This window comes from Paenibacillus sp. FSL R7-0297, assembly GCF_038009025.1.
Taxonomy (GTDB): domain Bacteria; phylum Bacillota; class Bacilli; order Paenibacillales; family Paenibacillaceae; genus Paenibacillus_AQ.
Genome location: NZ_JBBPAQ010000001.1, coordinates 6023909 through 6049812 on the forward strand (window position 1 = coordinate 6023909; position 25904 = coordinate 6049812).

General features: G+C 49.6%; 22 protein-coding genes and 1 tRNA gene. 8 read left to right on the forward strand and 15 right to left on the reverse strand.

What is annotated here, in order from left to right; translation table 11 throughout:
* Positions 1 to 232: 232 nt before the first annotated feature.
* Both MKZ24_RS26460 and MKZ24_RS26465 read left to right on the forward strand, forming a co-directional pair.
* Positions 233 to 1687, forward strand: coding sequence for an MDR family MFS transporter (locus MKZ24_RS26460; RefSeq protein WP_042234933.1), 1455 nt, complete (start codon positions 233 to 235; stop codon positions 1685 to 1687).
* Positions 1688 to 1960: 273 nt separating this feature from the next.
* Positions 1961 to 2503, forward strand: coding sequence for a hypothetical protein (locus MKZ24_RS26465; RefSeq protein WP_340788377.1), 543 nt, complete (start codon positions 1961 to 1963; stop codon positions 2501 to 2503).
* A 599-nt stretch (positions 2504 to 3102) separates the two neighbouring features.
* Here the strand turns inward: MKZ24_RS26465 and MKZ24_RS26470 are convergent.
* Positions 3103 to 3186: transfer RNA gene (locus tag MKZ24_RS26470), tRNA-Leu, on the reverse strand.
* Between the two features lie 214 nt (positions 3187 to 3400).
* Between MKZ24_RS26470 and MKZ24_RS26475 the strand changes: the two genes are divergently transcribed.
* The 3 genes from MKZ24_RS26475 to MKZ24_RS26485 are packed head-to-tail and all read left to right on the forward strand — an operon-like array spanning position 3401 to position 5741.
* Positions 3401 to 3868 carry an Lrp/AsnC family transcriptional regulator gene (locus tag MKZ24_RS26475; RefSeq protein ID WP_042234929.1) on the forward strand — a complete coding sequence of 156 codons (468 nt, stop codon included), beginning with the start codon at positions 3401 to 3403 and terminating at the stop codon, positions 3866 to 3868.
* The gene (locus tag MKZ24_RS26480; RefSeq protein ID WP_340788383.1) at positions 3865 to 4494 is read left to right on the forward strand and encodes a LysE family translocator; all 630 of its coding nucleotides are present in this window, start codon (positions 3865 to 3867) and stop codon (positions 4492 to 4494) included. Before MKZ24_RS26475 ends, MKZ24_RS26480 begins: the two co-directional genes overlap by 4 nt.
* Positions 4491 to 5741: an MFS transporter gene (locus tag MKZ24_RS26485; RefSeq protein WP_340788387.1), complete on the forward strand. Its 1251-nt coding sequence runs from the start codon at positions 4491 to 4493 to the stop codon at positions 5739 to 5741. The genes MKZ24_RS26480 and MKZ24_RS26485 overlap by 4 nt, the downstream gene beginning before the upstream one ends.
* Positions 5742 to 5748: 7 nt before the next feature.
* On the opposite strand, the gene MKZ24_RS26490 is transcribed toward MKZ24_RS26485, so the two are convergent.
* The 4 genes from MKZ24_RS26490 to MKZ24_RS26505 all read right to left on the reverse strand — a co-directional run bounded on the left by MKZ24_RS26490 (position 5749) and on the right by MKZ24_RS26505 (position 10461).
* A complete protein-coding gene (locus MKZ24_RS26490; RefSeq protein WP_340788390.1) occupies positions 5749 to 7350 on the reverse strand; it encodes a helix-turn-helix domain-containing protein in 1602 nt (533 codons plus the stop codon).
* Positions 7351 to 7460: 110 nt separating this feature from the next.
* Positions 7461 to 8483: an ABC transporter substrate-binding protein gene (locus tag MKZ24_RS26495; protein WP_340788394.1), complete on the reverse strand. Its 1023-nt coding sequence runs from the start codon at positions 8481 to 8483 to the stop codon at positions 7461 to 7463.
* A 402-nt stretch (positions 8484 to 8885) separates the two neighbouring features.
* Complete coding sequence (locus MKZ24_RS26500) at positions 8886 to 10118, reverse strand: CynX/NimT family MFS transporter (RefSeq protein ID WP_042234922.1); 1233 nt, start codon at positions 10116 to 10118, stop codon at positions 8886 to 8888.
* Positions 10119 to 10356: 238 nt separating this feature from the next.
* Positions 10357 to 10461, reverse strand: coding sequence for a YjcZ family sporulation protein (locus MKZ24_RS26505; RefSeq protein WP_216626667.1), 105 nt, complete (start codon positions 10459 to 10461; stop codon positions 10357 to 10359).
* 220 nt (positions 10462 to 10681) lie between these two features.
* Here MKZ24_RS26505 and MKZ24_RS26510 point away from each other — a divergent pair, with 220 nt between their 5' ends.
* Together MKZ24_RS26510 and MKZ24_RS26515 are read left to right on the forward strand one after the other, a co-directional pair.
* Positions 10682 to 12397, forward strand: a complete 1716-nt coding sequence (locus MKZ24_RS26510; protein ID WP_042234919.1) for an ABC transporter ATP-binding protein — start codon at positions 10682 to 10684, stop codon at positions 12395 to 12397.
* Between the two features lie 150 nt (positions 12398 to 12547).
* Entirely contained in the window at positions 12548 to 13252 is a 705-nt protein-coding gene (locus MKZ24_RS26515) for a hypothetical protein (RefSeq protein ID WP_340788399.1), read from the forward strand.
* 50 nt (positions 13253 to 13302) lie between these two features.
* Here the strand turns inward: MKZ24_RS26515 and MKZ24_RS26520 are convergent, their stop codons facing one another.
* From MKZ24_RS26520 to MKZ24_RS26530, 3 genes are all read right to left on the reverse strand, one after another.
* Positions 13303 to 14526, reverse strand: coding sequence for a M20 family metallopeptidase (locus tag MKZ24_RS26520; protein ID WP_340788401.1), 1224 nt, complete (start codon positions 14524 to 14526; stop codon positions 13303 to 13305).
* Positions 14527 to 15015: 489 nt separating this feature from the next.
* Positions 15016 to 16467 carry a DEAD/DEAH box helicase gene (locus MKZ24_RS26525; protein ID WP_340788403.1) on the reverse strand — a complete coding sequence of 484 codons (1452 nt, stop codon included), beginning with the start codon at positions 16465 to 16467 and terminating at the stop codon, positions 15016 to 15018.
* A gap of 90 nt (positions 16468 to 16557) precedes the next feature.
* Positions 16558 to 17211: an HD domain-containing protein gene (locus MKZ24_RS26530; RefSeq protein WP_042234913.1), complete on the reverse strand. Its 654-nt coding sequence runs from the start codon at positions 17209 to 17211 to the stop codon at positions 16558 to 16560.
* Positions 17212 to 17502: 291 nt separating this feature from the next.
* On the opposite strand from MKZ24_RS26530, the gene MKZ24_RS26535 reads away from it, so the two are divergent.
* Complete coding sequence (locus MKZ24_RS26535) at positions 17503 to 18780, forward strand: histidine--tRNA ligase (protein WP_445323721.1); 1278 nt, start codon at positions 17503 to 17505, stop codon at positions 18778 to 18780.
* 104 nt (positions 18781 to 18884) lie between these two features.
* Here MKZ24_RS26535 and MKZ24_RS26540 read toward each other — a convergent pair whose 3' ends face one another.
* From MKZ24_RS26540 to MKZ24_RS26570, 7 genes are all read right to left on the reverse strand, one after another.
* Positions 18885 to 19547, reverse strand: coding sequence for a hypothetical protein (locus MKZ24_RS26540; protein ID WP_340788408.1), 663 nt, complete (start codon positions 19545 to 19547; stop codon positions 18885 to 18887).
* A 19-nt stretch (positions 19548 to 19566) separates the two neighbouring features.
* A complete protein-coding gene (locus MKZ24_RS26545) occupies positions 19567 to 20064 on the reverse strand; it encodes a hypothetical protein (protein ID WP_042234907.1) in 498 nt (165 codons plus the stop codon).
* A gap of 161 nt (positions 20065 to 20225) precedes the next feature.
* Positions 20226 to 21938, reverse strand: a complete 1713-nt coding sequence (locus MKZ24_RS26550) for a S8 family serine peptidase (RefSeq protein ID WP_081956463.1) — start codon at positions 21936 to 21938, stop codon at positions 20226 to 20228.
* Positions 21939 to 21982: 44 nt separating this feature from the next.
* On the reverse strand, positions 21983 to 22411 hold the full coding sequence (locus MKZ24_RS26555; protein ID WP_042234903.1) for a hypothetical protein: 429 nt from the start codon (positions 22409 to 22411) through the stop codon (positions 21983 to 21985).
* Positions 22412 to 22548: 137 nt separating this feature from the next.
* Positions 22549 to 23271, reverse strand: a complete 723-nt coding sequence (locus MKZ24_RS26560) for a DUF4367 domain-containing protein (protein ID WP_340788415.1) — start codon at positions 23269 to 23271, stop codon at positions 22549 to 22551.
* Complete coding sequence (locus MKZ24_RS26565; protein ID WP_042234899.1) at positions 23264 to 23812, reverse strand: RNA polymerase sigma factor; 549 nt, start codon at positions 23810 to 23812, stop codon at positions 23264 to 23266. Before MKZ24_RS26565 ends, MKZ24_RS26560 begins: the two co-directional genes overlap by 8 nt.
* A 238-nt stretch (positions 23813 to 24050) precedes the next feature.
* Complete coding sequence (locus tag MKZ24_RS26570; protein ID WP_197073072.1) at positions 24051 to 25829, reverse strand: glycoside hydrolase family 2 protein; 1779 nt, start codon at positions 25827 to 25829, stop codon at positions 24051 to 24053.
* Positions 25830 to 25904: the final 75 nt, after the last annotated feature.

Consider the following 25904-nt stretch of genomic DNA (forward strand, 5'->3'; position numbering starts at 1 on the left):
CTAAGCGATCCAGCAGACAGGGTCTACCATCGTTAGATAATTCATGCGGCATAACAAACTTACACTGTTAGATATTTTCCTTTACAGTGAAAAAAGGCAGTGCTATATTAATCTCACACCGTTAGATTAAGGGTGCAGAGAGCCTTACCGGCCGGAGGGGTCAGCTGCTTCCCGATCATTATTCAAGCTTCGCAGGATGACCCATATTAATTTCAAGAGGACGTGTACTGCAATGAATCTATCCGCAACAGAAGCCGCCCTGCAAGGCGGCAAACCTTTTTCGATCAAACCGCTTATCCCTGTACTCTTCGCGCTCATTGCCGGAATGCTGCTGGTTATGCTGGACAATACCATCATGAATGTGGCCATACCTGAGCTGGAGAATGTATTTCACACCAGCCTAAAGACCATCCAATGGGCGATTACCGGCTACACGCTGGCCACCTCCATGGTCATTCCGCTCGCAGGGTGGTTCTCGGACAGATTCACCGCTAGGCGTGTTTTTCTTGTATCCATTCTATTGTTCACTATCGGCTCCCTGCTGTGTGCAGCAGCCCAGTCCCCGGCTCAGCTGATTGTCTTCCGGATAATGCAGGGTCTTGGCGGCGGCATGGTAGCTCCTATCGGCATGGCCTTATCCTTCAAAATCGCCCCGCCTGAGCGGAGAGGCGAGCTGATGGGCTTCCTCGCCATGCCCATGCTGATCGCTCCGCTGCTCGGCCCCGTGTTATCCGGATGGCTGCTCGAATACGTAAACTGGCATTGGATTTTCCTGATTAACCTGCCGATCGGTCTAATCGCAATCTATTTAGGGATGAAGTATCTTCCGGTCTCCGAAAAAGGAACCTCTGCCAAATTGGATATTTGGGGAATGATCCTCTCCCCGCTGGCCTTCTCCAGTCTCGTCTTTGGAGTGCACAGAGGTGGCGCAGAGGGTTGGGCAGACTCCTATTCATTGCTGCCGCTCGCCTTCGGCTTAGTTGCTCTGTCATTATTTATTGTTGTAGAGCTGCGACAGAAGGAGCCGCTGCTTGAGCTGCGCTCCTTCCGTTCCTTCGAGTTCACCAAAGGCATTATTCTGGTCTGGATTAACCAGATCGCGTTATTCGGTTCGATCTTGTTGATTCCTTTATATCTGCAGCAGGTTAGAGGATTCTCCTCCTTGGAATCCGGGATGATGATCATCCCGCAGGCGCTGGTCAGCTTCGCCGGGGTTATTGCTGGGGGCAGACTTCTCGACAAATACGGAGCACGGATTCCTGTATTCTCCGGTCTTATGCTGCTCTCGGCTGCACTCGTTCTTCTGTCACGGCTGGACAGCGATACGACGATCTATGCGATGATTGGATCCTTCGCCCTTCTGGGACTGGGCCAGGGTCTCACCACCATGCAGCTCGGCACCCATGTACTCAAGTCGGCACCCAAAGACCTGATCAGCCGGGTAACCCCGCTGACCACCTCCGCCCAGCAGATTGTCGGCTCCTTCGCCATTGCCATCATCTCCGGTCTGTTGTCTTCCAACATTGCTGAGCACATGAGCCAGGCCGGCTCCGCTGCAGCTTCTGCCCATACCGCAGCGATGGTTGCAGGGTTCCACGACACCTTCCTGCTTCCGCTGAGTCTGGCACTTTGCGGGGTTGTATTGAGCCTGTTCCTGCGGAAGCAGGAGCACGGGAGCGGGCGGTGAATAAGGTATTCAAAGAGGTCATCGCGTTACGCAAGTTGATCGGCATGAAGTTGTAAGTACATCAGGCTTCGCCTCACATAGCGCACATCACGTATATCACGTATATCACGCAAAAAAAGATGCTCCCCTTTCCGGGTAGCATCTTTTGCGGCTTCTCGTTTCTCATCCCGCCCACATCAGTCCTATCATTGGTGCATTGTACTCGGTTTTTCTGTGAAAATACGTCTGGCACTGCGATAAACGCACGGCCTACGCGGCGCACCCAGTCCAATTGTGTTCGGTTTTTCGATTACATTTGGCCTACGCGGCGCACCCAGTCCAATTGTGTTCGGTTTTTCGATTACATTTGGCCTACGCGGCGCACCCAGTCCAATTGTGTTCGGTTTTTCGATTACATTTGGCCTACGCGGCGCACCCAGTCCAATTGTGTTCGGTTTTTCGATTACATTTGGCCTACGCGGTGCACCCAGTCCAATTGTGTTCGGTTTTTCGATTACATTTGGCCTACGCGGTGCACCCAGTCCAATTGTGTTCGGTTTTTCGATTACATTTGGCTTACGTGGCTTACCCAGTCCAATTGTGTTCGGTTTTTCGATTACATTCGGCTTAAGCGGCGTACCCAGTCCAATTGTGTTCGGTTTTTCGATTACATTCGGCCTACGCGGTGCACCCAGTCCAATTGTGTTCGGTTTTTCGATTACATTTGGCCTACGCGGTGCACCCAGTCCAATTGTGTTCGGTTTTTCGATTACATTCGGCTTACGCTACCCACCCGGTCTAATTGTGTTCGGTTTTCCGTTAAAATATGTTAAATAAATGAAAAGACGATGTTCTGTTTTTTAGCCACGCTGCTCATTTTCATGCTGGAGTTGTGCCTTGAAAGACATGTTTGTTTTCGCATACATCCGGCCCATCTGCCCTATCGTTGGTGCATTGTATTCGGTTTTTCGCTTACATCCGGCCCATCTGCCCTAACATTGGTGCATTGTATTCGGTTTTTCGCATACATCCAGCCCATCTGCCCTAACATTGGTGCATTGTATTCGGTTTTCTGCATACATCCGGCTCGTCTGGCAACTTTTGGTGGACTCAGAGGGAATTTCACCCCCTGATTTCCCCACAACGCCTACTTCCGACGAATTCAGGGGTACTTCTGCCCCTCATTTCCGCTTGCCGCCCAATTCCGGCAGATTCAGGGGCACTTTTACCCCTCATTTCCGCTTGCCGCCCAATTCCGGCAGATTCAGGGGTACTTCTGCCCCTCATTTCCGCTTGCCGCCTACTTCCGGCGGATTCTGGGACACTTCTGCCCCTCATTCACCCAGCCTCTTTCCCGCCTACATTCCACCCATTAGCTCAAAAATCAAAATGGCCCGTAATTGCCTGAGCAATTACGAGCCATATTTGTAAAAAGATGCGGTCAAGAGGACTCGAACCTCCACGATATTGCTATCACTGGCACCTGAAGCCAGCGCGTCTGCCAATTCCGCCATGACCGCATATTATGTAGTTCAGTGATTCAATCACCGTAATTAAGACTATACTCTCTTTGAATATAAATTGCAAGCATTATTTATTGTTGATTATTACAGCACTATGAAAGTCCTGCTATCCACTTAATGAACCGCAAATAATAAGTATGGAATATTATTGAAATACTTATTATTATAATGTATATTCCTCATATGGATTAATAATATAAGGAGGAATAACATGGATTCTTTAGATTACAAGATCATCTCGGCAATAATGAATAACGGCAGGATCACCTGGTCCGAGCTTGCCGGACTGCTTGGTCTTTCTTCTCCTGCCACTGCAGACAGGGTTCGGCGGCTGGAGGAACAAGGTGTGATCACTGGGTATACAGCACTGATCGACGCCGAATCGGCCGGTTACGGATTAGCTGCACTGATTGCCGTATCGCTGGAGCGGCCGGAACACCGGCAAGGCTTCATAGAACTCGTGATGAAGCTGCCGGAGGTTCAGGAATGCCATCATACCGCCGGGGATGATGATTACATTCTGAAGCTGCGCTGCCGGGGAACGCGGGATCTGGACCGGATTATCAGCGAGGAGATCAAGGGCCTGCCGGGTATCGTGCGGACCCGCACTACGATTATCCTCGGAACGGTCAAAGAAACTCCGCATGTACCGCTGCCCCCGGCAGAACGCACACCATGAATACATGGCTGGCCCTGTTAAGCGGTCTCAGCTTCGGCTTCATTATTGCCGCTCCTGTCGGCCCGATGTCTCTGCTGTGCATGAACCGTACACTGAAGTCCGGCTTCACCGCCGGTCTCGCTACCGGTGCCGGTATTGCGCTCGCTGATGCGTTCTATGCGCTCGTGACCGTTGCCAGCTTCCAGATTGTAAATGATTTCACTTCAGCTTTTGCACTGCCGCTCCGTCTGCTCGGCAGCCTGTTTCTCGGCTATCTTGGGCTGAAGGCGCTGCGGCCGGTCCCGGCCATGGGAGAGCCGGTAACAGCTGCCCGCAGCGGAATTGCCTACAGCATGTTCTCAGCCTTCCTACTGACTCTGGCCAATCCCGCAACGCTACTGTCCTTCATAGCACTAGCCGCTTCCCTGGGCCATACAATCAGTGTCTCCCTGTTTCTTCCGGCAGGCATTGCTCTCGGCTCCTTCGCCTGGTGGCTGCTGTTATCCGGTCTTATCTTCTTGATCAGCGGCAGGCTTCCCGCCAGCTTCAGCCGGTTCCTGAGCCTAAGCTCCGCAATCCTTCTGATTCTATTCAGCTTGTACGGCAGCTTCACCGTATTATCCACTTATTGGAGGCAACTGTTATGAAGACCGCCCGCGGGTCCTCATCTTATCCAGCCTCTCCTTTGTCGCATGAACCACAGCTCCATACCCAGCCCAAAACAACGCTCCAGCTGGCGCATTTCCTGATCGGATATTTCATATCCAGAATCGGGGATGCGCTATACACTTTTTGTCTGCCGCTGCTCTCCTATAGACTGACCGGTTCTGTGCTTGTGATGAGCTCGCTGTTTGCCGTCAGTGTGCTGCCGGTTATTCTGTTCGCTCCTTTTGCAGGAGTGATACTTGACCGGTTCAGCCGCAAGCGGCTGATGCTCTGTGCAGATCTGAGCCGAATGGGGCTCATTGCCTTAATTCCCATACTGGCACATTACGGATTGCTCGCCACTTGGCATTTGTACGTCCTTTCTCTGCTCTTATCCATTGTATCAACAGGTTATGATATAGCAGTTGTAACCCTCATTCCGGCACTGTCCGGGAAGAATCTTACCCGGGGGAATGCCGGAGTTCAGACCGCAGGTCAACTGGCCGATATGCTCGGACCGGCGGTCGCGGGAGGATTAGCCTCCCTTATGAGCATAGCCTCCATCCTGTGGCTGGATGCGGCCTCCTTCGCGGTCATTCTCTACGTCCTGTACCGGCTTCCGCAGGAAGCGGCACGGACACGCAGCGCAACACCTGCTATTTTCGCCGAAATGTCCCAGGGCTTCCTCTGGCTGATCCGCAGCCCTGTTCAATTGGCCCTCTCTTTACAGGCAGCCATCGGCAACTTCGGCTACAGTGCAGCGTATGCCACCCTGACCTACTACCTGATTACCAATCTCCATTTAACTACAGGTCAAATGGGCATGACTTATACCTTGCTGGCTGCCGGAGGAGTCGCCGGGAGCCTTGCGGTTATATATCTCGACCGTCATTTCAGGCGCGGCCGCCTGATTCCGTTACTGCTTCTAGCCGGATCCTGCGGATTTGTGCTGGCCGGCTTCAACGCCTCCTGGCTGGCGCCGGGAATCGGCTTCGGCCTGGTCGCTGCCTGCAACACCTCCTGGTCCGTCTTGTCCGCTTCCATCCGCCAGGAGAAGGTTCCGCCCGAGCTGCTCGGCAGAGTGCTTAGCTTCTCGCGGGTAGTCACTCGCACGGCGATGCCAGCCGGCGCATTGCTCGGCGGCTGGATGAGCGGCGCACTAGCGCCCGGTGCTGTATTCCTGCTGGCCGCCGGGGCCAAGCTGATCGAGGTGATTATTGCTGTTGCCTCGCCAATCCGCAGGCTGTGAGAGTGGCTTATGCCAATACCTTAAGCACATCCTCAATCTTCCGCTGATGCGACAGCACACCATAATTCATCCAGGCCATGAAATCAACCTCGTACACACAGCGGTTACGCACAGCGGGCAGGCTTCTCCATAGCTGTGTATCGAGCAGGTCCCGGCTTTCACCTTCCTGCTTGTCAAACGTTATAAACAGATGATCTGCGGTCAGCTCAGACAATTCTTCACGGCTCAGGTTTACACGCTTTTGTCCCCTGGTAAGCCTGCTGACGAATCCATGCCGCTGGAGCCCCAGATCCTCATGCAGAACGCTTGCTGAATATCCCAGCTCATCACAGCCATACAGAGCAACTCCATAAGCGGAAATCCGCAGTAATGCTACCGTCTGTCCCCGGATGCTGCGGCTGAGCATCCGCTTGGCCTGCCGGGCCTGCTGCTCATAATGGCCGATGACCTCCTGCACCCGTTCCGTTCTGCCGAAAACAGCGGCTGCGGAGCGGAGTGTTGCCCGCCAGTCCTCCTGATGGAACGGAAGCCGGAGCAGCGGGGCCACCTGGCGGCATTCCCCCAGCTGCCAGCGCTGAAAGCCGTCATCCAGCATAATCAGCTCGGGCATATACCGGGAGAGTCCTTGCCAGTCTCCGCTCGAAATATCGAAGGAAGGAACCTGATCAAGACCCAGATACTCCTGCTTCCCCCACTGGGCATGACAATATTGCACCACCGGAGTAATCCCCAATGCCAGCAGATAATCCTCCAGAAAAGGGGCAAATACGCGGACTCCCTCCTGATGAAGGCTCCTGTATTGGCCGGGAGTTACACCAACTGTTCCTTTGAAGCGGCGGTTGAAATAATACTCATTGCTGTAGCCGACAGCCAGTGCAACATCATGCAGGCGGTCCCTGGTCAGCAGCAGCTGCTGCTGTGCCCGTTCAATACGCAGTCCATTCAAGTGCTCCAAGGGAATCTGACCGGTAATCTCTCTAAAAAGCTGGGTATAACGCGCACGGCCAATCCCTGCAAACTCAGCCAGCTGGTCGACAGATAAGGATTCATTGAAATGGTCCTCCATATAGCGGATCGAACGCTCCACCGCCTCATGATCATCCCTGGTCTTCATCGCCGGAGAATTCGCCCGCATAATCAGCAGCAGCAGTTCCTGAAAACGGGTCTGAGCCGCAAACCATTCAATATCCTCCCCACTCCTGCGGCTATGATAAATGGAATCCAGCAGCAGTACACACTGCGAATAAGGTCTGCAGTTAATAAATCCCGGCCGGAGCATGCCATCTCCAGACTCCCTTTCCACTCCGTTAGGTTTGCTGTCTCCGGTATGAATAACCTCAAAGCCAATCCGGTAAAAGCTCAGTCCCCGCTCTCCGGCCCGGATTCTTTTTAGAGATCCGGCCTCTATCAGAAATCCGGCACCTTTCTCCAAGGGATATTGCCTATCATCCGCTTTGAGCCAGCCCTGCCCTTCCGAAACTATAATTAATGTATGTTCCTTGTACACATCTATCGGCTCATTTTCAGACGGGGACTGGGCAACGGTTTCTATGTTAATCAGGCCATAGAATAGCCTTCTTCCGGTATTTTCCTGAACTAGATCCGCCATTCCACCCCTCCTTATTGAGAATCATTATCACCAATTCAGTGTAAAACAAAAAAGAAGATCTATCAACTGTGCTGATAGACCTTCTTTTCACTTGCTTCATCAAAATCAGGTTATTTCACCATTACCTTAAGCAGATCCTCAAGCTTCATCGTATTTGCCGTGATTGCACCGGACTGCCAGTGGGAACGTTCCATTCTGTAGATGTTCCCGTTCTTCACCGCAGGCAGGTTCTTCCATAGAGGGCCATCGAGAATCTGAATCGCCTCCTGATTAGCCGCAGTATCCCAGTCTCCGTTGTCAGGGAATACAATGATGTGATCCGCTTCAAGCGCTGGTATCACTTCTTCGGAAATAATGGACTGATATTCCGTCATCTCAGCAGCCATCGGGACAGGAGTCAGACCGAATTGATCATAGAGCACACCGGTAAAGCGGTTTTTGACTCCAAAAAGAGCAAAGGTTTTGTCCGCGACATTAAGCCGGATTACAGCTACCTTTTCCTGTCCCAGAGCCTGCTGCAGCTTGGCTTTACCATCGGCTACCTTCTGGTCATACTCCGCAAGCACAGCCTCGCCCTTCTCCGGAATACCCAGCGCGTCGGCAATCGCTGTGAGCATTAGCCTTGAATCCTGGAGCACGCTCTCCGGCAGACGGTAGGTTGGTGCCACCATGGAATATTGTTCATACTTAGCAGCATCTGCACCGCCATCGGTAATGATCAGATCGGGATTTTTGTCGAGCAACGCTTCCATACTGCCGCTGATATCGAATTCAGGCACATCCAGATTCAGATAATCCTGCTTGCCCCAGCTTGGATGATACCACTGCACCACTGGAGTAACGCCTAGTGCCTTCAGATAATCTTCTACATAGATCCCCGCCACCCGCTTAGGATTTACGGGAATTTCTACATCTCCGAATTCTCCGGTAATCGTACGGGTTGCGCCTTCTTCTGAGACATTATTGCTGCTCTCTGTAGGAGTTGCACTAGCTTCTGCTGCCTCTTCCGCTGCATTCGCTGCTTGGACAGCGTTGCCGTCCGCAGCCTTGTTAGCAGTCCCGCAAGCCGCCAAAGCGGACATTGCCAGCATAAGTACGATTGTCCAGATAAACTTCCGGCCCCGGTTTGTCATTTCTCTCTTCACTCCTATGTCTGTTTTCATTGATTATCATTCTCATGTAATCTTAATGACAATCGTAGCATGTCCTGATCAGCTTTCAATGCACTTTCTCTGCCAAAATCTTATACAAACTAAGCGTATTGAATTTAGCTGTAAGCGGGAACGACATTGCCGCCCTTTTGTATGGACGGTATCGTTTCAGTGAGAAATAGAAGGATAAGTGATCCTGTGGAACATATAAATTCTTGTAGTTATAAAAAAATTGACCCCGCCATCTAGTGGCGGAGTCCATAGTTCATAAACATATATTGCACATACAAGCTGAGGATATCCTTAATATACCATCTGATTGTAAATGGAATGTGTGAGGTAATCCATGAAAATAATAAATATATCCGTGTTCACTATAATCCGCTATCCCCTGTCGCCAACGTATCTGTCACGTCCGGCCCCCATCCCTGCCGCGAACAAGAGCACGCTTGCCGCCGCCAGCAGTGCCAGCGGTGTGTTCCAGCTGTTCGTAGCATCATGCAGCAGACCGAACAGTGCGGGCCCCATCGCGGCCAGCAGATAACCGGCAGACTGGGCCATGCCCGACAGCTCACTGGCTTCCTGCGTAGTCCGGGTGCGCAGGCTGAAGAACATCATCGCCAGTCCAAAGGCAAATCCCCCGCCGATTCCAATGCATACCGCCCATACCGCCATCAGCTCCGTGCTGCCCAGCCAGATTCCAAGGATGCCAATGATAAACAGGATAGAAGTAATAACTACCAGCAGACGCTGGTTCTTCATCCGCCCGGCCCAGAGCGGTACAAAGAATGTAAACGGCAGCTGTGCCAGCTGCATTAGTGAGAGAATCCATCCCGCATGGCTGGAGGACATTCCCCGCTCCCCGAGAATAACCGCAAACCAGGCGATCAGGACATAGTAGAGCAACGACTGCAGCCCCATGAACAATGTAACCTGCCAGGCGAGCGGGGAGCGCCATACTCGCATAGCCGAAGACCGCACGTCGCCTGTGCCGCTTGGGCTAAGGCTCTTCATCTGCGGAATCCAGAGCAGGGTAGCCAGCGCAGAGATGATAAACCACAAAGCCAGGGTTCCCCTCCATCCAAGCCCCGCATGTGAGGCCAAAGGAACACTGATTCCTGAAGCAGCAGCTGCACATATATTCATCGAGACCGTGTAGATTCCGGTCATCAGGCCGATGCGGTGCGGGAATTTCCCCTTGATCAATCCAGGCAGCAGCACATTGCAGACGGCTATGGACAGGCCAATCATTGCCGTACCCGCAAACAAGGTGACAGTTCCGGAAGCTGAACGGACGAGTATTCCCATAGACAGCGTAAGCATAGCCAGCATCAGGATATTGGCAAGTCCAACTTTACGGGCAAGCCGTGGAGCGAACGGAGATAATAGCGCAAAGGCCAGTAACGGCAAGGTCGTGATCGCTCCAGCCAGGGTATTAGACAATCCCAGGTCATCTCGGATCGTCTCCAGCAGAGGTCCGACTGAAGTGAACGGGGCACGCAGCGCAGCTGCGACACAAATTATGCCGGTGATGAGCATCCACCGGCTGGCGGTATTTGAATCATGCACGGGCAAACCTGGCCCCGCTATGTTGCTTTTTTGACGGCTGAATTTCATGTTGTTCCTCCAAGGCCGCAGCAAAACACCCGTCAAGCCGGGGGCTTGTCAGGGAATAAAGCTGCTCTATGTAGTAGACTTTCAGATCCATGGCACTTGTCGCCATTATATCTCTTTACGCTGGAGGCTGCACAAATTTAAGTTAGTTCCGAGGGTTGACAATACGTCTAAACATCGTCCGCAGCAGGAATAACCGCCGGTCTCACGACCGGCGGCAGTACACTTAGGTGAAGCTAAATTATATCCAGAATGATTTAGTAATGATTACGAGCAGGATGAACAGAACCAGAATCGCGCCAGTGGAAGTGAAAACTCCGCCGTATCCCCCAACATTTTCGCTCATGTTAACTCCTCCTTTATACTTGAATACAGTTAAAATATGTGGAAAAAGCCTTTCGCGACTGGGTGAACCGGCAATAAATCAGATGAATTACATGTAATTTTAAACATCTTACCGTTGACAAATGATGTAACCCTCTTTAGTATCCTAAGAATAAGGTTCACTTGAGAATCAATCTCAATAACCAGATACATAACACACTACAGAAAAGAGTGAACAAGAGATGCTGCGTCGTTTTTTCTCCTATTACCGTCCTTATAAGAAGCTGTTTATCCTCGACTTCACCTGTGCGGTAGGTGCCGGTCTGCTGGAGCTTGCTTTTCCCGTAGCGGTCAATACATTCATTGATGATCTGCTGCCGGGTCAGGACTGGCCGCTCATTCTGATTGCCTGTGTCGTCTTGCTAGGAATTTACGCGCTGAATACGGCAATGAACTATGTTGTCACTTATTGGGGGCATATGCTGGGCATTAACATTGAGACCAATATGCGCAAAAAAATGTTCGATCATATCCAGAAGCTGTCCTTCCGCTTCTTCGATAATAACAAAACAGGTCATCTGCTCGGCAGAATTACCAATGACCTGAACGATATCGGCGAAGTGGCCCATCACGGGCCGGAGGATGTGTTCATCGCTGTCATGACACTGATCGGTGCATTTATTCTGATGGCGGATATCAATCTGCAGCTGGCTGTGATCACCTTCATCATCGTACCGGTTATGGCTTGGGTTATTATCCATTTCGGCCGCAATATGACGGAAACTTACCATCGTCTGTTCGGCAATGTAGGTAACTTTAATGCCCGGATTGAGGACAATGTGGGCGGAATTCGCGTGGTTCAGTCTTTTGCCAATGAAGAATATGAGAAAGAACTGTTCGCTGCAGACAACCAGAAGTTCCGCGAGACCAAGCTGATGGCTTATAAGCTGATGGCCAAAAGCTCGTCGGTCAGCTATATGATGACCCGTCTGATTACCATTGTCGTGATGGTCTGCGGTGCCTGGTTCTTCATCCAGGGAGAGCTTGAGATCGGGGAATTTGTTGCTTTCATCCTGCTGGCTAACGTCTTCTTCCGCCCGATCGAGAAAATCAACTCCGTCATCGAGAGCTATCCGAAGGGGATTGCCGGGTTCAAGCGTTATCTTGAAGTGATTGATACCGAGCCCGATATCGCGGACAAGCCGGATGCTGTAGAAGTAGGCTCACTCCGCGGGGATATCAGCTTCAGCAATGTTAGCTTCGGCTATGAAGCGGACCGTACAGTGCTGACAGATGTCAGCCTGAAGGTTAATGCAGGTGAGACCATCGCCTTCGTCGGACCTTCCGGTGCCGGCAAAACAACAATCTGCAGCCTGCTTCCCCGCTTCTATGATGTGACCGGCGGAGCCATCTCCATCGACGGGATCGATATCCGCGACATGAAGCTCAGCTCGCTGCGGAAGCAGATCGGGATCGTGCAGCAGGATGTATTCCTCTTCTCCGGCACGATCCGTGAGAATATCGCTTACGGTAAGCTGGATGCAGAGCTGCCGGAGATCTGGCAGGCCGCACGTCAGGCTCACCTGGAAGAGCTGATCAACAGCCTGCCGAACGGAATGGATACCGTTATCGGGGAACGCGGCGTCAAGCTGTCCGGCGGACAGAAGCAGCGCCTGGCGATCGCCCGCATGTTCCTCAAGAATCCGCCGATTCTGATTCTGGATGAAGCCACCTCGGCCCTCGATACCGAGACCGAAGCGGCGATTCAGCAGTCGCTGGCTGACCTGTCCGTGGGGCGCACAACGCTTGTCATCGCCCACCGCCTGACAACGATCAAGAATGCCGACCGGATTATCGTGGTCAGCGAGGACGGCATCTCCGAGGAAGGCCGCCATGAGGATCTGGTGGGCGCCGGAGGCACTTACAGCCGCCTGTATCAGGCGCAGTATAATGCTTAGGAGTACACATTAATAACCTTGCGAGATGCGCCTGCGGGCTGCACTTCGCAAGGTTTTTTTGCGTTCACGGGCCTCATTCCCGCAACCTCCCGTGAACAGTTTCGTCCATTAGTATAAGAAGCGCAACTGAAGAAAGGCGGGAGTCTTAGGATGAAACTAAAAATACTCATCGTGCTAACGGCTGTTATAGTTCTGTGCGGCTGCTCGGGCAATACTCGGATTAAGGGAGGCTCTGCCATTGATTGGGTGGATTTCCTAAAGTTAAATGGACATTCCTACACCGGATCTTGGGAAAATGTGATTAAGAACCCGGCTCAAGTCACCACGGAGACCATTGGTGAAGTGGACTTTAAAGTCGCAGATGTCGTTACTAATCCTCATTACCAGACGAAGGATGGCGATGCAGCCTTTTTGGAAAAAGGAACAAAACTATACCGCATTGAAGGCTTTAAGACAGACGAAGTTATTGCCGCTAAAGATGAAACACGCATCGGCGGATACCGCTTATATGTGGAGGATGATTACTCGAATAACCTCCAGCAGCGATATAACGACGTCATTAAACACAATATAGAGCGGGTTGAACTATATCATCAGGATGATGTGAAGCCTTACAAAACTCTAACCGAGGATGAAACCAAACGCTTCATTCACCTGCTGGAAAGCGGAAAAAACACCCAAAATCACAGCCCTCAGAATAAGAACGGTGATCCGGAATATTATCAGGTAGTCTTATATACCGGGCGACCGTTTGCCTTCTCCTTTTCTCTTGTTGATGATGGTGTGAATGTGTTCTTTTCGCCTTGGGATACCAGAATTGTCGGCGACGAAATCCGATCACTGATCGAACCTTAGGAATGGCTTAGTTCAGCTGAGCAGCAAAAAATCCGAGAGTGATGGGTGTTCTAATCATCAGTCCTGCCCAGAAAACGGATCGCCAGCTCTCTATAAAAGTCGATTGAATCCAGGTAAGCGTCTATATCCACCCATTCATCCGGCTGGTGGGCAAGGCGGTGGTCGCCCGGGCCGTAGATCAGCACGGGCAAGCGTCCATTATCATGCAGCACGGAGCCGTCCGTGTAATAGGGTACGCCTTGGATTGGAGTTACGTGTCTTGCTGCATCGCCTTCTGCTTCTTCACCTGGGCATCCCGCTTGGCCCTGCTGCCTCACCTGCGCAGCAATCTCCAAAGCCGTAGTAATCAAACGCTGGCCGGGATCAGTGTAGACCACACTGCGGTCCAGCAGTTGCTCTACCTGATAACGGTAGTCCGGGTGAAGCTGCTGAATCTCCTGCAGCTTGTCCTCAATCTCCCGCAGCAGCGGACCATGCTCCAGCGGCGGAACGGTTCGGATATCCACGTCGATAGTGCAGGAATCAGGGACAACATTGGTCTGTACACCACCGGTAATCTTGTTCACGGACAAGCTGCTTGAACCAAGAACCGGATCTGTGGCCTGCCACTCCAGCGCATGGCGGTGCAGCAGCGAGATGATCTCCATCATGCCCTCCACTGCATTCAGGCCGAGCTGCGGCATGGAGCCGTGGGCGCTGCGCCCGAAGAGGGAAATGCGCAGCCAGAGGGCGCCTTTGTGGCCGACCGCCACCCGGCTGCCCGTCGGCTCGCCGATGACGAGTCCGTCCAGCGCAAGCAGGCTGTTCTGGTCCGCATACAGCCGTGCGCCGCAGCTGTCGACCTCTTCCCCGGCTGTCGCCAGGAAGAGCAGATCCCCGGCCAGCCGGATGCCATCCTGGTGCAGAGAAGCTGCGGCGAGCAGCATGGCGGCCAGGCCGCTTTTCATATCCGAGGTGCCCCGGCCATACATCCGGCCTCCTTCAATCACAGCGCCATGCGGGGGATAGCTGCCTGCTGCTGCGCTCCAGGGACTGACCGTGTCGAGATGGCCGCAGAACATCAGCTTCAGGTTGCCGGAGCCGGCAATCACCGCCTCCAGGTTGCTCCGGCCCTGCTCCACAATCGTAATGCTGCTGGATATGCCCAGCTCCTTCAACACCTCCTGCAGCAGCAGAGACAGCTTGTGCTCATTGCCGGGAGGATTACAGGTATCCACCTCAATCAGGCGCTGCAGAAATGGCACGGCATACTCGCGGCTTCTCACACTTTTCATAGTCCACCATCCTCCTTGGTTAGGTAGTTTCAGTTCAGTTTAGTTCAATTCAGTCCAGTTCATCCTAGTTCACCCTAGTTTCGGCCAAGTTTACAGCGCGCCTATCCAGGATCGTGCATATAACTTACGTTGAAATCTACGTGATTCTGAACCTTTTCGCAGCCGCAAAAGTCACTTTGTCCCGGAGCATACGTATCCCTCAGGACAAAACCTTGACGCCGTTAAACGTATCAGCTCCTTCCCATCTAACATTTTCCGGACTATCGGCTTACCCCGCTAGCGGTGACACATTGTATTCGGTTTTCCGCATACATTTGGCCCGTTTACTCCATTCGTGGTGTATTCGGTTTTCCGCATACATCCGGCCCGTTTACTCCATTCGTGGCACATTTTGTTCGGTTTTTCACATACATTGTTCGCAGGCTCTCATACATCGCAAAAAAGCCGCCACCCCGCATAGTAACGGGTGTGACAGCTCTTGGAAACGGCTTATTTATTGGCGATATGGCACTTCAGCAGCTTGCCCTTCACGGTTGTCTCCTTCATCGCCTGCAGCACAAGCGATCCCTTGCCGTTCAGAATATCGACGTAGGTCACGTTGTCCTGGATCGTGATGATCCCGATGTCCGCCGCTGTGATGCCCTCAAGCTTGGCGATAGTGCCAACGAAATCGACCGCGCGGAGCTTCTTTTTCTTGCCGCCGTTGAAGTAGAGCTTCATGATGTCCTGGTTCATGACCTCGGTTTTGCCGGCTTTGCGGACCTGCTGCTTGCCCAGCTTCAGATCGAAGGCCGGTTTGGCATAGGCCACGGCATCATCCGAAGGAGCTTTCATCTCCGGCAGGGTGAAGCCGATGTAACCTTCGATTTCCTTGACCCATTTGTGCTCATTCGGCGTAACGAAGGTGATCGCTTTGCCGCTTTTGCCTGCGCGGGCGGTCCGGCCGGTGCGGTGGACGTAGCTCTCTTTTTCCAGCGGGATATCGTAGTTAATGACATGGGTGATGTTCTCGATATCAATCCCTCTGGCCGCAACATCGGTGGCGATCAGATAACGGAACTGGCCCCGCTTAAAAGCATTCATGACCTCAAAACGCTCGTCCTGCTCCATGCCGCCGTGGATTTTGTCCACCGGATACTCCAGATCCGCCATTCCGCGGAAGAGGGCATTCACCTGCTCCTGGGTGCGGCAAAAAATAATACAGCTATCCGGATTCTCCACCGTCAGCAGGTCGCTCAGCAGTCCAAACTTGGCAGCTTGTCTCACTTCAATCAGCGCATGCTCAATTGACGCCGTCGTAATCCCGCTTGCTTCGATCTCGATATCCACCGGCTCCGTCATGTACTTACGGCACAGATTCTTAATCACTTCCGGCAGCGTCGCCGAGAACAGCATCGTTACACGTTCCTTCGGCAGCTGCTTGATAATCTTCTCAATCTGCTCAATGAAGCCCATGCTGAGCATTTCGTCCGCTTCGTCAATCACCAGATATTTAATCCGGCTGAGATTCAGCGTTCCACGGTCGATATGGTCAAATACACGGCCTGGCGTGCCAACGACCACATGCGTTTTCTGAGTCAGCTCAATCTTCTGCGGGGCAAAAGGCTGCTTGCCGAACAGCGCTACCGCCTTAATCCGCTTGAAGCGCCCGATATTCGTAATGTCCTCCCGAACCTGCTGTGCCAGCTCCCGGGTTGGGGTCAGCACCAGTGCCTGGGGTTTGTTCTCATTCCAATCCACCAGCTCACAGAGCGGAATGGCGAAGGCTGCGGTTTTGCCGCTGCCCGTCTGCGACTTTACGATCAGATCCTGCGCCTTCAGCGCTACCGGAATGACCTTCCGCTGCACCTCGGTGGGATCCACGTACTTCAGAACCTCCAGTGCGCGGATAATCTCTTCATTTAGACCATAATCACTAAACTGTACTTGTACTTCACTCATATTGTATCCAACCTCTTCTATGCCGATTGTTCCGGTTCAAGCGGGGTCTCCCGCGTTCCATCCATCTTGCGCATTATTTCATTATAACACCTACTCCGCCCCTTGATTCCATTCCTTATGAAATTGCTCCAAAAAAATCAGCATAAACTGATGCCGCTCCTCCGCCAGCTGTTTGCCGTAAGAGGTGTTCATGAGGTCCTTCAGCTTCAGCAGCTTCTCATAAAAATGATTGACCGCCGTTCCCTTGGAATAGTTGCGGTATTCCTCTTTTAGCGATTCGTCCCTTGGCGGAATTTCCGGATCATAGACCGGACGGCCTTTGGCTCCTGAAAAGACCATTGTACGCGTAATCCCGATCGCCCCCAGCGCATCCAGACGGTCCGCATCCTGCACCACTTGTCCTTCAAGCGTGGACATGGGTGCACCACCACCGCCGCTGAACGACATCGTCCCGATGATCTCCATAATATGCTTACATGCCGCTTCATCTGGCAGATGTCCGGTTAACCAGTTATGCACTTTGAGCAGACCCGCTTCTTTGGAGGGATTCAGCTTCTCGTCGGCTACATCATGCAGCAGCGCTGCGATTGTGCATATTACAACATTGGCCCCTTCCATCCCTGCGATCAGCGCCGCTGTATTGCGCACGCGGTTCGTGTGAAACCAGTCATGGCCGGTGGTATCCTGGCCCAGTTGCTCTTTGGCGAAGTTCTCTGCTTCCGTGATAAGCTCTGTATGATTCATTATGATTGCTCCTTTGTGAAAATAGGGATATAAGTGTTGCACAGCTGTCCCTGATCCGCTATAATGTGCTGTAATCAAGAGCTGAAGGGATTGGATTCATATGAACTGCCTGTCCATCATACCGAATCAACTTCATCATCACAAGCAGCGTTAGCACACACCTGAATTCATTCAGGGAGGGCTAACGCATTTCGCGTTTGACCTCCCTGCGGCATATCGAAGCGCGCGGGACCACGGGGTCCGGCGCGTTTTTTATTTTACCGTAACTATAGAACAAGGGAGCTGCTAATGATGCAAAATATTAAAGGGACTTATGATTATTTCGGCCGCGAACAAGCCATACGCCAGAATGTCCGGATGACGCTCCAGGAGCTGTTCGAGCTGTACGGCTTCGAGTCGATGGATACCACGCTGCTGAACGAGCTGGAGCTGCTCACCTCCAAATACGCCGGGGGCGATGAGATTCTCCGCGAAATGTATCAGCTGGCTGATCAGGGCGGACGCAGGCTGGGGCTGCGGTACGATCTGACGATCCCTTTTGCCAAGGTGATTGCCATGAATCCGGGGATAGAATTCCCATATCGGCGTTATGAGATCGGCAAGGTGTTCCGGGATGGGCCGGTCAAAAAAGGGCGGCTGCGCGAATTCCTGCAATGTGACGCCGATGTGGTCGGCATTGCCGGCCCGCAGGCCGAAGCGGAGCTGATGCAGCTGGCAGCGGAGGTCTTCCGCAGACTGGAGATTCCGGTGGTGCTGAAGTGGAACAACCGCCGGTTCCTGGGCGAGATTCTGGGTGCGGTCGGCGTTCCGCCGGAGGAGCAGCTGTCCGTGATGCTGACGCTCGACAAGCTGGCCAAAATCGGCAGCGGCGGGGTGCTGGCAGAGCTGACGGACAAGCAGCTGACTGCTGACACGGTTCAGTGGATTGCCGAGCTGCTTACGCTTAACAATCCGGGGTTCGGGCAGCTGGTGGAAAGATATACGCTGGACGGGCAGCCCGGTGCGCTTGAAGTGCTCGCGCTGCAGCAGTTGATTGATGCGATTGGCCTAAGCACAGTGTGCGTCTTCGATCCTTTTCTCTCGCGCGGCCTCTCGTTCTATACCGGGACCGTCTATGAAATCTTCGACGCATCCGGCAGCTATACCTCAAGCCTGGGCGGCGGGGGCAGATATGATGCAATTATCGGGAAGCTTGTCGGACGCGACGATATAGAGTACCCTACGGTGGGTATCTCGTTTGGGATGGAGTCGATCATGGCATTGCTGGGCGAACGCCCGGCAGATACGGTGGACCGTTCAGGGGTCCTCATCATACCGATCGGCGGATATCTGCCGGAGGCTCTGGTTGCCGCCGCTGCGCTACGGGCTGCCGGCATCCGCACCAATGTAGACACCGGATCGCGCAAGCTCAAAAAAACGTTGGCCACAGCGAGTTCTAAAGGTATACGGTATGTGATTATGGTTGGTGAGAGCGAGGCGGCTGAGGGCAAGCTGCGGCTCAAGGATATGACGCTGGGGAGCGAGAGATTGGTTACGGTGGGGGAGGCGGTTGCGCGGATTGCCAGTTAGTTTCCCAGCATAACACCAATAGAGATTGTACACTAAGCATACGAGATGCTCTTGTACAATCTCTATATCTGTACGTTTACTTTTTTTGAACAGCTACCGGAATTCTAGTTCAACGCCCGTACAACCATTGAGACTGGTTCATAAAACACTGCTGCCGTAATAAAGCTATTGCTGCCAAAAATGTTTTTATAATAAATATCAAATGTATGAACACGATATATTTTGCATAGACCATATCGTTTGGTTTGATTTGTATTATTCTTGTCTGATATCGTTTTTGTTAATGTATAGGTTTGAGTGTATCCGTTTGAAACCCCGATCTGTAAGACCTCAGATGCTTTTAATGTAGCAGTTGCGGTGGCAGTTGCTGCAAATGAGTTACCTGCCGAAAAAGAAAATGATTGACCAGGTGTCGCATCCAGTGTGTCAACTGGATTACTGATATCTGTGTATTCATAAGAAATATCATTAGAAATATAATAACCTGCACTTGGGCTCCTGTCATCTTCGGGGACCTCTGATTCAGCATTGGCATGTCTTACAATATCGGAATACACATATACAGCTTCGTCATATGTGATTAACTGTTTATCAGCCGACAGTGTTCCATTATTTAGTATATTCTGAAAAAAGTTAACTGTAGCCGTGCTCTGAATGCTGGTTTGGGCACTTTTCGCTTCCGTTGCTGAAGCACTAACTATATTGGCACTGCTGAGTAGAAGACAAAAACTGGTGACAAGGGTGATACTTTTCACAAACTTTTTCACTATAATCCTCCTCGTTTTCTTAATATAATATTGTCGAAATTGCACCGGTCTGCGGGTTTAAGTAAAACTCCACATACATAGGATAATCCTTGCTGGTGCCGTCCTTAGTATTAACCAAAGTCCCACTCAGCCTAATTCCATAAGTCCGATTACCATCTAAAAAAGAGGCTGAGTAAATAGGGTTGTTATAACTATATCCAGATTTAGCATTTACCAATACCTTATCAATAGTGCTCCAGGTAAAGCGGTTTGTATAGGCATCAAAGTAATAATTTGCTTTCAACGTCACTTTGACATAGGCATCATCAGAATTCGTAACATCACTTAAAGATTGCGGAGTACGTTCATCGGGAAGCTCAATCGAAATTTCACTGTTCACAGCGTCAAACTGTGCTTCCACTGTAATGCCGTACGAATTATTATCCACAACATTTACTGGTGCTACTTCAGATGCAAACGCGCTGGTTGTCAAAGACAAGGATACAAACAAAGAAAGAACTGCGATCAACTTTTTCATAATTAACTCCTTCTTATTATAGAATTATTCACGAGCCTTACATTTAGTACGTCAAAATAAGAAAAAGGCGGCTCCCGCATGTTGCATCATCTCCTTTCCGGGTTGTATATGAACACTAAATTCCTTCAATAAAGAAAGTAATTTAGTGAATAACCTTCCAATTAATTTGATTCTCTTAAATAATTTGGTTCTGCATACAGAATATTGTTGGAATTATTTAGAGCAGTAATGGCTTTATCTGCTTCTTCCATGTTTGAAAGTTGAAGTACATAAGCATCAACAGAACTTAGGTAATCAATGAAATGAACTCCCGTGAGTAATTCTTCCTTTTCAAGCGTGTTTATGTACTCTTCCGCGTTAACTCCTGCAGCAAATTTGACAATAATTTGGTTTGTTTTCAGAGCTTCATCTGCCTTTTGCAGGTATGAGTCGATAGATGATTTAAGATTTTCCCCAAAAATATCACGCTTTTTATTCTCAAATCTGCGAGACTCCGTTCTGGGTTCTGCAGACATCATAGCCTTGAAAGCATTGACCATACCGCCACTGTGTACCTTATTTGAAAGTGAATCTACTAAAGTTACATTGTTCACATCTGTCACAATTTCCTTAACTTCAAGTGCTGTCAAGTAAGGTGCATTCCCCCAAACTAAACCGGATACCGCAGATACAACAGGAGCTGCCATTGAAGTTCCGCTATTATAAAGATATAACGAATTAGGAAAAGTGCTGATAATAGATTCACCCGGTGCAGCTATGTCGGTTGGTCCGCCATAATTAGAGAAAGCGGCTAAGTTCCCTTCCATATTTTGTGCAGCAACAACCAGTGAATTGTCATGATAATATGAGGCTGGATACTCCGGATAATCTGCCAGGTTACTCCCTGAATTCCCTGCTGCGATAACAAATAAAATATCATTAGCCTGGTACATTGCCTCCTGCTCAGTTACAGCCGGATTTGCTCCGCCAAAGCTGCAATTGATGATTCGGATGTCATTTGCTTTTGCATATTCTACCGCTTTGACAAAAGCAGCAATGGATCCGTTATACACACTGGTATCTGTCAGTCTGCTCCCAAGCACTTTAAGCGGTACTACTGAACCTTGCGAAGTAATACCTGCTATTCCCTGATTGTTGTTACTCTGAGCAGATATAATACCTGATACATGAGTACCATGACCCGCTCTGGCCGAAGAAGCAGAGGATTTCTCATTTTCTGGAAAGACATCCTTCATATCATGGGTAAAGTTATAAGCAAGGGACATATCCAACCGGTTAATTAAGTCCGGATGCTGATAATCAACCCCTGTGTCTGCCACACCAATAGTAATATTTGAACCTTTATAATTTTTCCATACTGGAATGATGTTAATATCTATTCCGTTCAGCGGGTTAAATAATGACCACTGCTCATTAAAGAACTCATCGTTAGGAGCAGGTAATTCTTCAATAGCTATTTCCAACTGATTGATAAATGCGCCTGGATGTATTGATGATACTTTTATAAAATAGTTTTTTTCTGCTAAACATGTATTAGCTAGCTTCAAAATATCTGAGCCTTCAACGGTTTCATTTTGCATAATGATTTTAGAACTGTGTGCGTCAAACAATGTTCCAGACAATCCACCTTCCCCTCGCACTGATATTTCATAACTGCCAGTCTGTTTGGGAATAAAAGAAAACCAGAGGTCCTCGCCAGAGTTCAAGGGGCCTCCTGTGTACAACATAGAAGATTCCAGTGTAATCGGATTCGAGATATCCACCTTTTGATACAAAGATTGACTCCCTGCAGAGTAAGAACTTACAGGTTGCGATACAAAAAGTAAGCATAGAGTCCATAAAGCAACAAAAGTTAAATACAATGCTTTCCTCATTTATTTCACCTCTGCCTATTTTCAATATCTTTCATTGCTTTTAGTTAATAATCGGCGTAATAGTACTGTACTGTACTCTCAGAAGTACCGTTTAGATAGGCTGTTGCATGAACTTCAATTCTATAGTTGTTGCCTTTAGCCACAGCCCATGTTTGAAACAAATTAAGATCGTTGCTATTGATGGAATTACTAAATGTCTTTAGTGTGGTCCATCCCCCATCTTTGTACTGCTGCAAGTTACAGACTATAGAGGTCTTGTCAGCTTGAAACGCAGTTAAATCTACATCCATCTCGGCGATACCACTACTGCTGATAAACAGCCTCAATGATACGTTGGTAATGATCTTAAATCTTTGAATCTGGTAATCCTGATCCAAATTACTCACAGTCGCATTGACTTCACCTGCATACATGTGCTGAGGAACCAGAAATAACATAAGCAGTGCAAAGAGTGCCATAAATCTATTTTTCATACAAATTCTACCTCTCCTCTCTTTTCTTCTCATATATAAAACTACAAACAAACACTATATCTTACACATTTTCCTAAAAAACATAAAAAACAGAAGAAGCTGTTGCTTCTTCTGTTTTTTATTATAGAAATAAATGTTTAGTTATGAATTTTAAGGCTTTCAGCCATTTTTCTTAATTCTTTTATATCTATTGAACCAACTAACTCAAACGAATAATTATGATTTTGCCATGACATAAAAATCTCGCCATTTTTTTCAACTGCGTAACCTTTCGTATGGCCAATAGTTATACTTGTAAAATTCGAGGTTTCATTATCTGCCACTGTTTTATCCCTTACATAGTTTTTCTGCTTAAAAACCAGCTTTTTATCTGTTTTATCTTGAAATATTATTTTAAAGGTACTTGAATTATTGGAACTACTTTCAAACCTGTAATTCAAGGGAATATAGTCCGGAAGATAGATATGATCCCACCCGTCTGGCAGTTTTTCAATTATTAGATCAGAATCCTCCTTAATAGCTTTCACTTCAACAAAATTAGGTTTCTCTGAGTAAAAAATATTATAAAAATTTATTTTAAATGCTTCTACATTATTTATAGACAATATGGTAATCAAGGAAAAAATCACTACCGCAACAGCAATAACTTTCAGATGCTTTGCCCATCTTTTTCTCACATGCCGAATCTTTTCTAATTGAATGTAAACATCTATTTTCCGTTCAAAACCATCAGAGAATTTGACATCACAACTTTTTTCAGTTTTTATTTTTAGCGCATCTGCTTCGTCGTATAAATATTCTGTTGCCGCATGTTCTATTATAAGATCAAAAAGTTCCTTTTTTAACTTTACGTTATCCATTTTTTAAACCCCGTTTCCCTAAAATATCAGCAAGGGCTTTTTTCGCACGATAAATTCTTACATCAACATTATTTATAGAGATACACAGAATCTCAGCGATCTCTTTACTGGAGTAACCATAAACGTACCGGAGCAGAAACGGTGCTTCTAATTCAACTTTTAATTTACTTATTGCTTCGACTATTTCCTTATATTGATGGTTAGATATAACTGCATCTTCCAAATTGAAATGTTCTTCTATATCCTCATCAATCTCTTGAAAAAATAACGTTTTATTTCTCTTTTCATTAGATAACATTGTAAGGGATATATTCTTAACAATGATCACCATGAAACCAATAGTTTCCTTCTCATTATTCTCATTTATTTTATCCAGATTCTTAAATATTCTAATAAAAGCTTCACTTGTAGCATCTTCGGCTAAGTTTTGCCTTTTTAGGATATCAAAAGCACACTTATATAATAGATATCTATATTTCGTATATAAATTTTCAAACTTCAATTTTTCTTTACTCTTAAAAGAGGGTAATACTTGAAACATAATATTAGCTCCTTATTAAGATTATCAAAAATAGATTATTATTAATAATTCTACATAATTTTAACAGCACTTAATATGATCTATGTACTAATATTTGGTATATCGTAATCAATCAAGACTTAGTTGCTATACAAAATTTCTAATAAACAAAAAGATGCCTCCCGTATGAGATTCCATATCCGAAAGCATCTTTCTCGTGTCTGTCATAATTTTCACCAGTACGCATTACGACTAAAGCCTATTTCCCCTCATTAATAGCCCGGATCAGCTCCAGCGGCAACTTCGGTACGCGGTCATACGTCAGCAGGCCGTTGATCTCCTGCTCCACATCCGTAAGCTGGGTGTAGCAGTAGCCCTGCACCACCCCGGAGAGCAGCAGCGGCTGTATCACCGCCCGCAGACGCGCGGCGAAGTCTTCGTCGTTCTCTGCGCCGGAGTAGCCCCAGCCGTCCCAGTCGCTTTTTTTGTAGGCGACGCCGCCGAATTCTGTGATGAGAATCGGCTGGTCCGCATACGGGAAGCCTTCTACTGCCAGCTTGCGGTTGCCCGGCAGGCCGCTGACGGCCTGCTCCACGGAGGAATAGCGCTGCTCAAGCACCTCGCGCCGCCACTCGTAATCGTGGATGTTGAACAGGTCTGTGGTGACCAGCTCCCAGCCGTCATTGGAGACAACCGGCCGCGTCCCGTCCAGCGACTTGGTTAGGTGGTACATCGCTTGGGCATGCTGCTGCTGCTGTTTGTCGGCAGCGATGTTCGGCACGCCCCAGCTCTCGTTGAGCGGAACCCAAACCACAATCGAAGGATGGTTGTAATCCCGTTCGATGCTCTCCTGCCATTCCTGGGTGAAGCGGCGGACATACTCTTCCGAGTATTCATAGGCATTAGCCGCTTCGCCCCAGACAAGTAAGCCCAGCTGGTCACACCAGTACAGGTAACGCGGGTCCTCCAGCTTCTGGTGCTTGCGCGCACCGTTGAAGCCCAGCTCCTTGGTCAGCTCGACATCGCGGCGGATCGCCTCATCACTGGGCGGTGTCAGGTTGCCGTCCGGGAAATACCCCTGATCCAGCACCAGCTTCATGAAATAAGGGCGGTTGTTGAGGCAGAGTCTGCCGCTTTCGACCGAGATTTTGCGCATACCGAAATAACTGGTTACCTTATCCAGCACCTTCCCGCCATCCAGCAGGGTAAAAGTGACATCATAGAGATTCGGCTGCTCCGGCGACCACCAGTGCCCGTGCCCATGGTCATTGAAATCACTGAGGGTAATGCTCCGGGACTCTTCCGGGCTGCGTACAGAGTATACGTCACTTGAAATCGGCTGGCCTTCAAACGTGATCTCCACCTGAAGTTTCAGGGAATCACTGTTCAGCTCTCCATTACTGGTCAGCGCACCTTTAATGAAGGAGCGGATTTCGATACTTTTGTGGTCAATATCCGGCGTCAGCTTAACTTTGCCGAGATAGACGGAGGATACCGCCTCCATCCACACGGTCTGCCAGATGCCCGTTGTGCGGGTATAGAAAATGCTGGCTGAATCGCTCTTCCAATATTGCTTGCCCCGGGGCAGAGTTACGTCCTTGCTGTAATCCACAGCTTTGACCACCAGAATATTAGGCTGGCCTGCTGGCGCCAGTGCGGCGCTAATCCCGGCATGGAACGGCGTATGCCCGCCCTCATGCTTCGCCACCAGGATCCCGTTGAGCCAGACGGAGGCTTCGTAATCCACAGCGCCGAAATGCAGCAGAATCTCTTGGTCTACAAAACTCTCCGGAATCTCCAGCTCCCGCCGGTACCAGACGATGTCATGAAATCCGGGATCACCGATTCCGCTCAGGCTACTCTGAAAAGCAAACGGAACCTGTATCCGCTGAGCCAGCGGTTTATTTCCCAGATGCCACTGCTCCCGGCTGCCTACATTGTCATCGTCAAAAGTAAACTCCCACTCCCCGTTCAAATTCACCCAATTATCGCGTACAAATTGCGGACGCGGATATTCCGCACGTTGCTGATTCGTCATTATTTCATCCGCCAGTTTCCCGTGTGATTAGATTTCATGCGATCCGGTCTTGCTGTAGTCCTTATCAGTCCTTAC

Coding starts and splice junctions, on each gene's coding strand:
- MKZ24_RS26530 (WP_042234913.1), bottom strand. CDS start 17,211: ATGAATCATACAGAGCTTATCACGGAAGCAGAGAACTTCGCCAAAGAG.
- MKZ24_RS26485 (WP_340788387.1), top strand. CDS start 4,491: ATGAAGACCGCCCGCGGGTCCTCATCTTATCCAGCCTCTCCTTTGTCG.
- MKZ24_RS26510 (WP_042234919.1), top strand. CDS start 10,682: ATGCTGCGTCGTTTTTTCTCCTATTACCGTCCTTATAAGAAGCTGTTT.
- MKZ24_RS26555 (WP_042234903.1), bottom strand. CDS start 22,411: ATGAAAAATAGATTTATGGCACTCTTTGCACTGCTTATGTTATTTCTG.
- MKZ24_RS26550 (WP_081956463.1), bottom strand. CDS start 21,938: ATGAGGAAAGCATTGTATTTAACTTTTGTTGCTTTATGGACTCTATGC.
- MKZ24_RS26560 (WP_340788415.1), bottom strand. CDS start 23,271: ATGGATAACGTAAAGTTAAAAAAGGAACTTTTTGATCTTATAATAGAA.
- MKZ24_RS26515 (WP_340788399.1), top strand. CDS start 12,548: ATGAAACTAAAAATACTCATCGTGCTAACGGCTGTTATAGTTCTGTGC.
- MKZ24_RS26500 (WP_042234922.1), bottom strand. CDS start 10,118: ATGAAATTCAGCCGTCAAAAAAGCAACATAGCGGGGCCAGGTTTGCCC.
- MKZ24_RS26545 (WP_042234907.1), bottom strand. CDS start 20,064: ATGAAAAAGTTGATCGCAGTTCTTTCTTTGTTTGTATCCTTGTCTTTG.
- MKZ24_RS26535 (WP_445323721.1), top strand. CDS start 17,503: ATGCAAAATATTAAAGGGACTTATGATTATTTCGGCCGCGAACAAGCC.
- MKZ24_RS26495 (WP_340788394.1), bottom strand. CDS start 8,483: ATGACAAACCGGGGCCGGAAGTTTATCTGGACAATCGTACTTATGCTG.
- MKZ24_RS26525 (WP_340788403.1), bottom strand. CDS start 16,467: ATGAGTGAAGTACAAGTACAGTTTAGTGATTATGGTCTAAATGAAGAG.
- MKZ24_RS26475 (WP_042234929.1), top strand. CDS start 3,401: ATGGATTCTTTAGATTACAAGATCATCTCGGCAATAATGAATAACGGC.
- MKZ24_RS26505 (WP_216626667.1), bottom strand. CDS start 10,461: ATGAGCGAAAATGTTGGGGGATACGGCGGAGTTTTCACTTCCACTGGC.
- MKZ24_RS26565 (WP_042234899.1), bottom strand. CDS start 23,812: ATGTTTCAAGTATTACCCTCTTTTAAGAGTAAAGAAAAATTGAAGTTT.
- MKZ24_RS26480 (WP_340788383.1), top strand. CDS start 3,865: ATGAATACATGGCTGGCCCTGTTAAGCGGTCTCAGCTTCGGCTTCATT.
- MKZ24_RS26570 (WP_197073072.1), bottom strand. CDS start 25,829: ATGACGAATCAGCAACGTGCGGAATATCCGCGTCCGCAATTTGTACGC.
- MKZ24_RS26460 (WP_042234933.1), top strand. CDS start 233: ATGAATCTATCCGCAACAGAAGCCGCCCTGCAAGGCGGCAAACCTTTT.
- MKZ24_RS26520 (WP_340788401.1), bottom strand. CDS start 14,526: ATGAAAAGTGTGAGAAGCCGCGAGTATGCCGTGCCATTTCTGCAGCGC.
- MKZ24_RS26490 (WP_340788390.1), bottom strand. CDS start 7,350: ATGGCGGATCTAGTTCAGGAAAATACCGGAAGAAGGCTATTCTATGGC.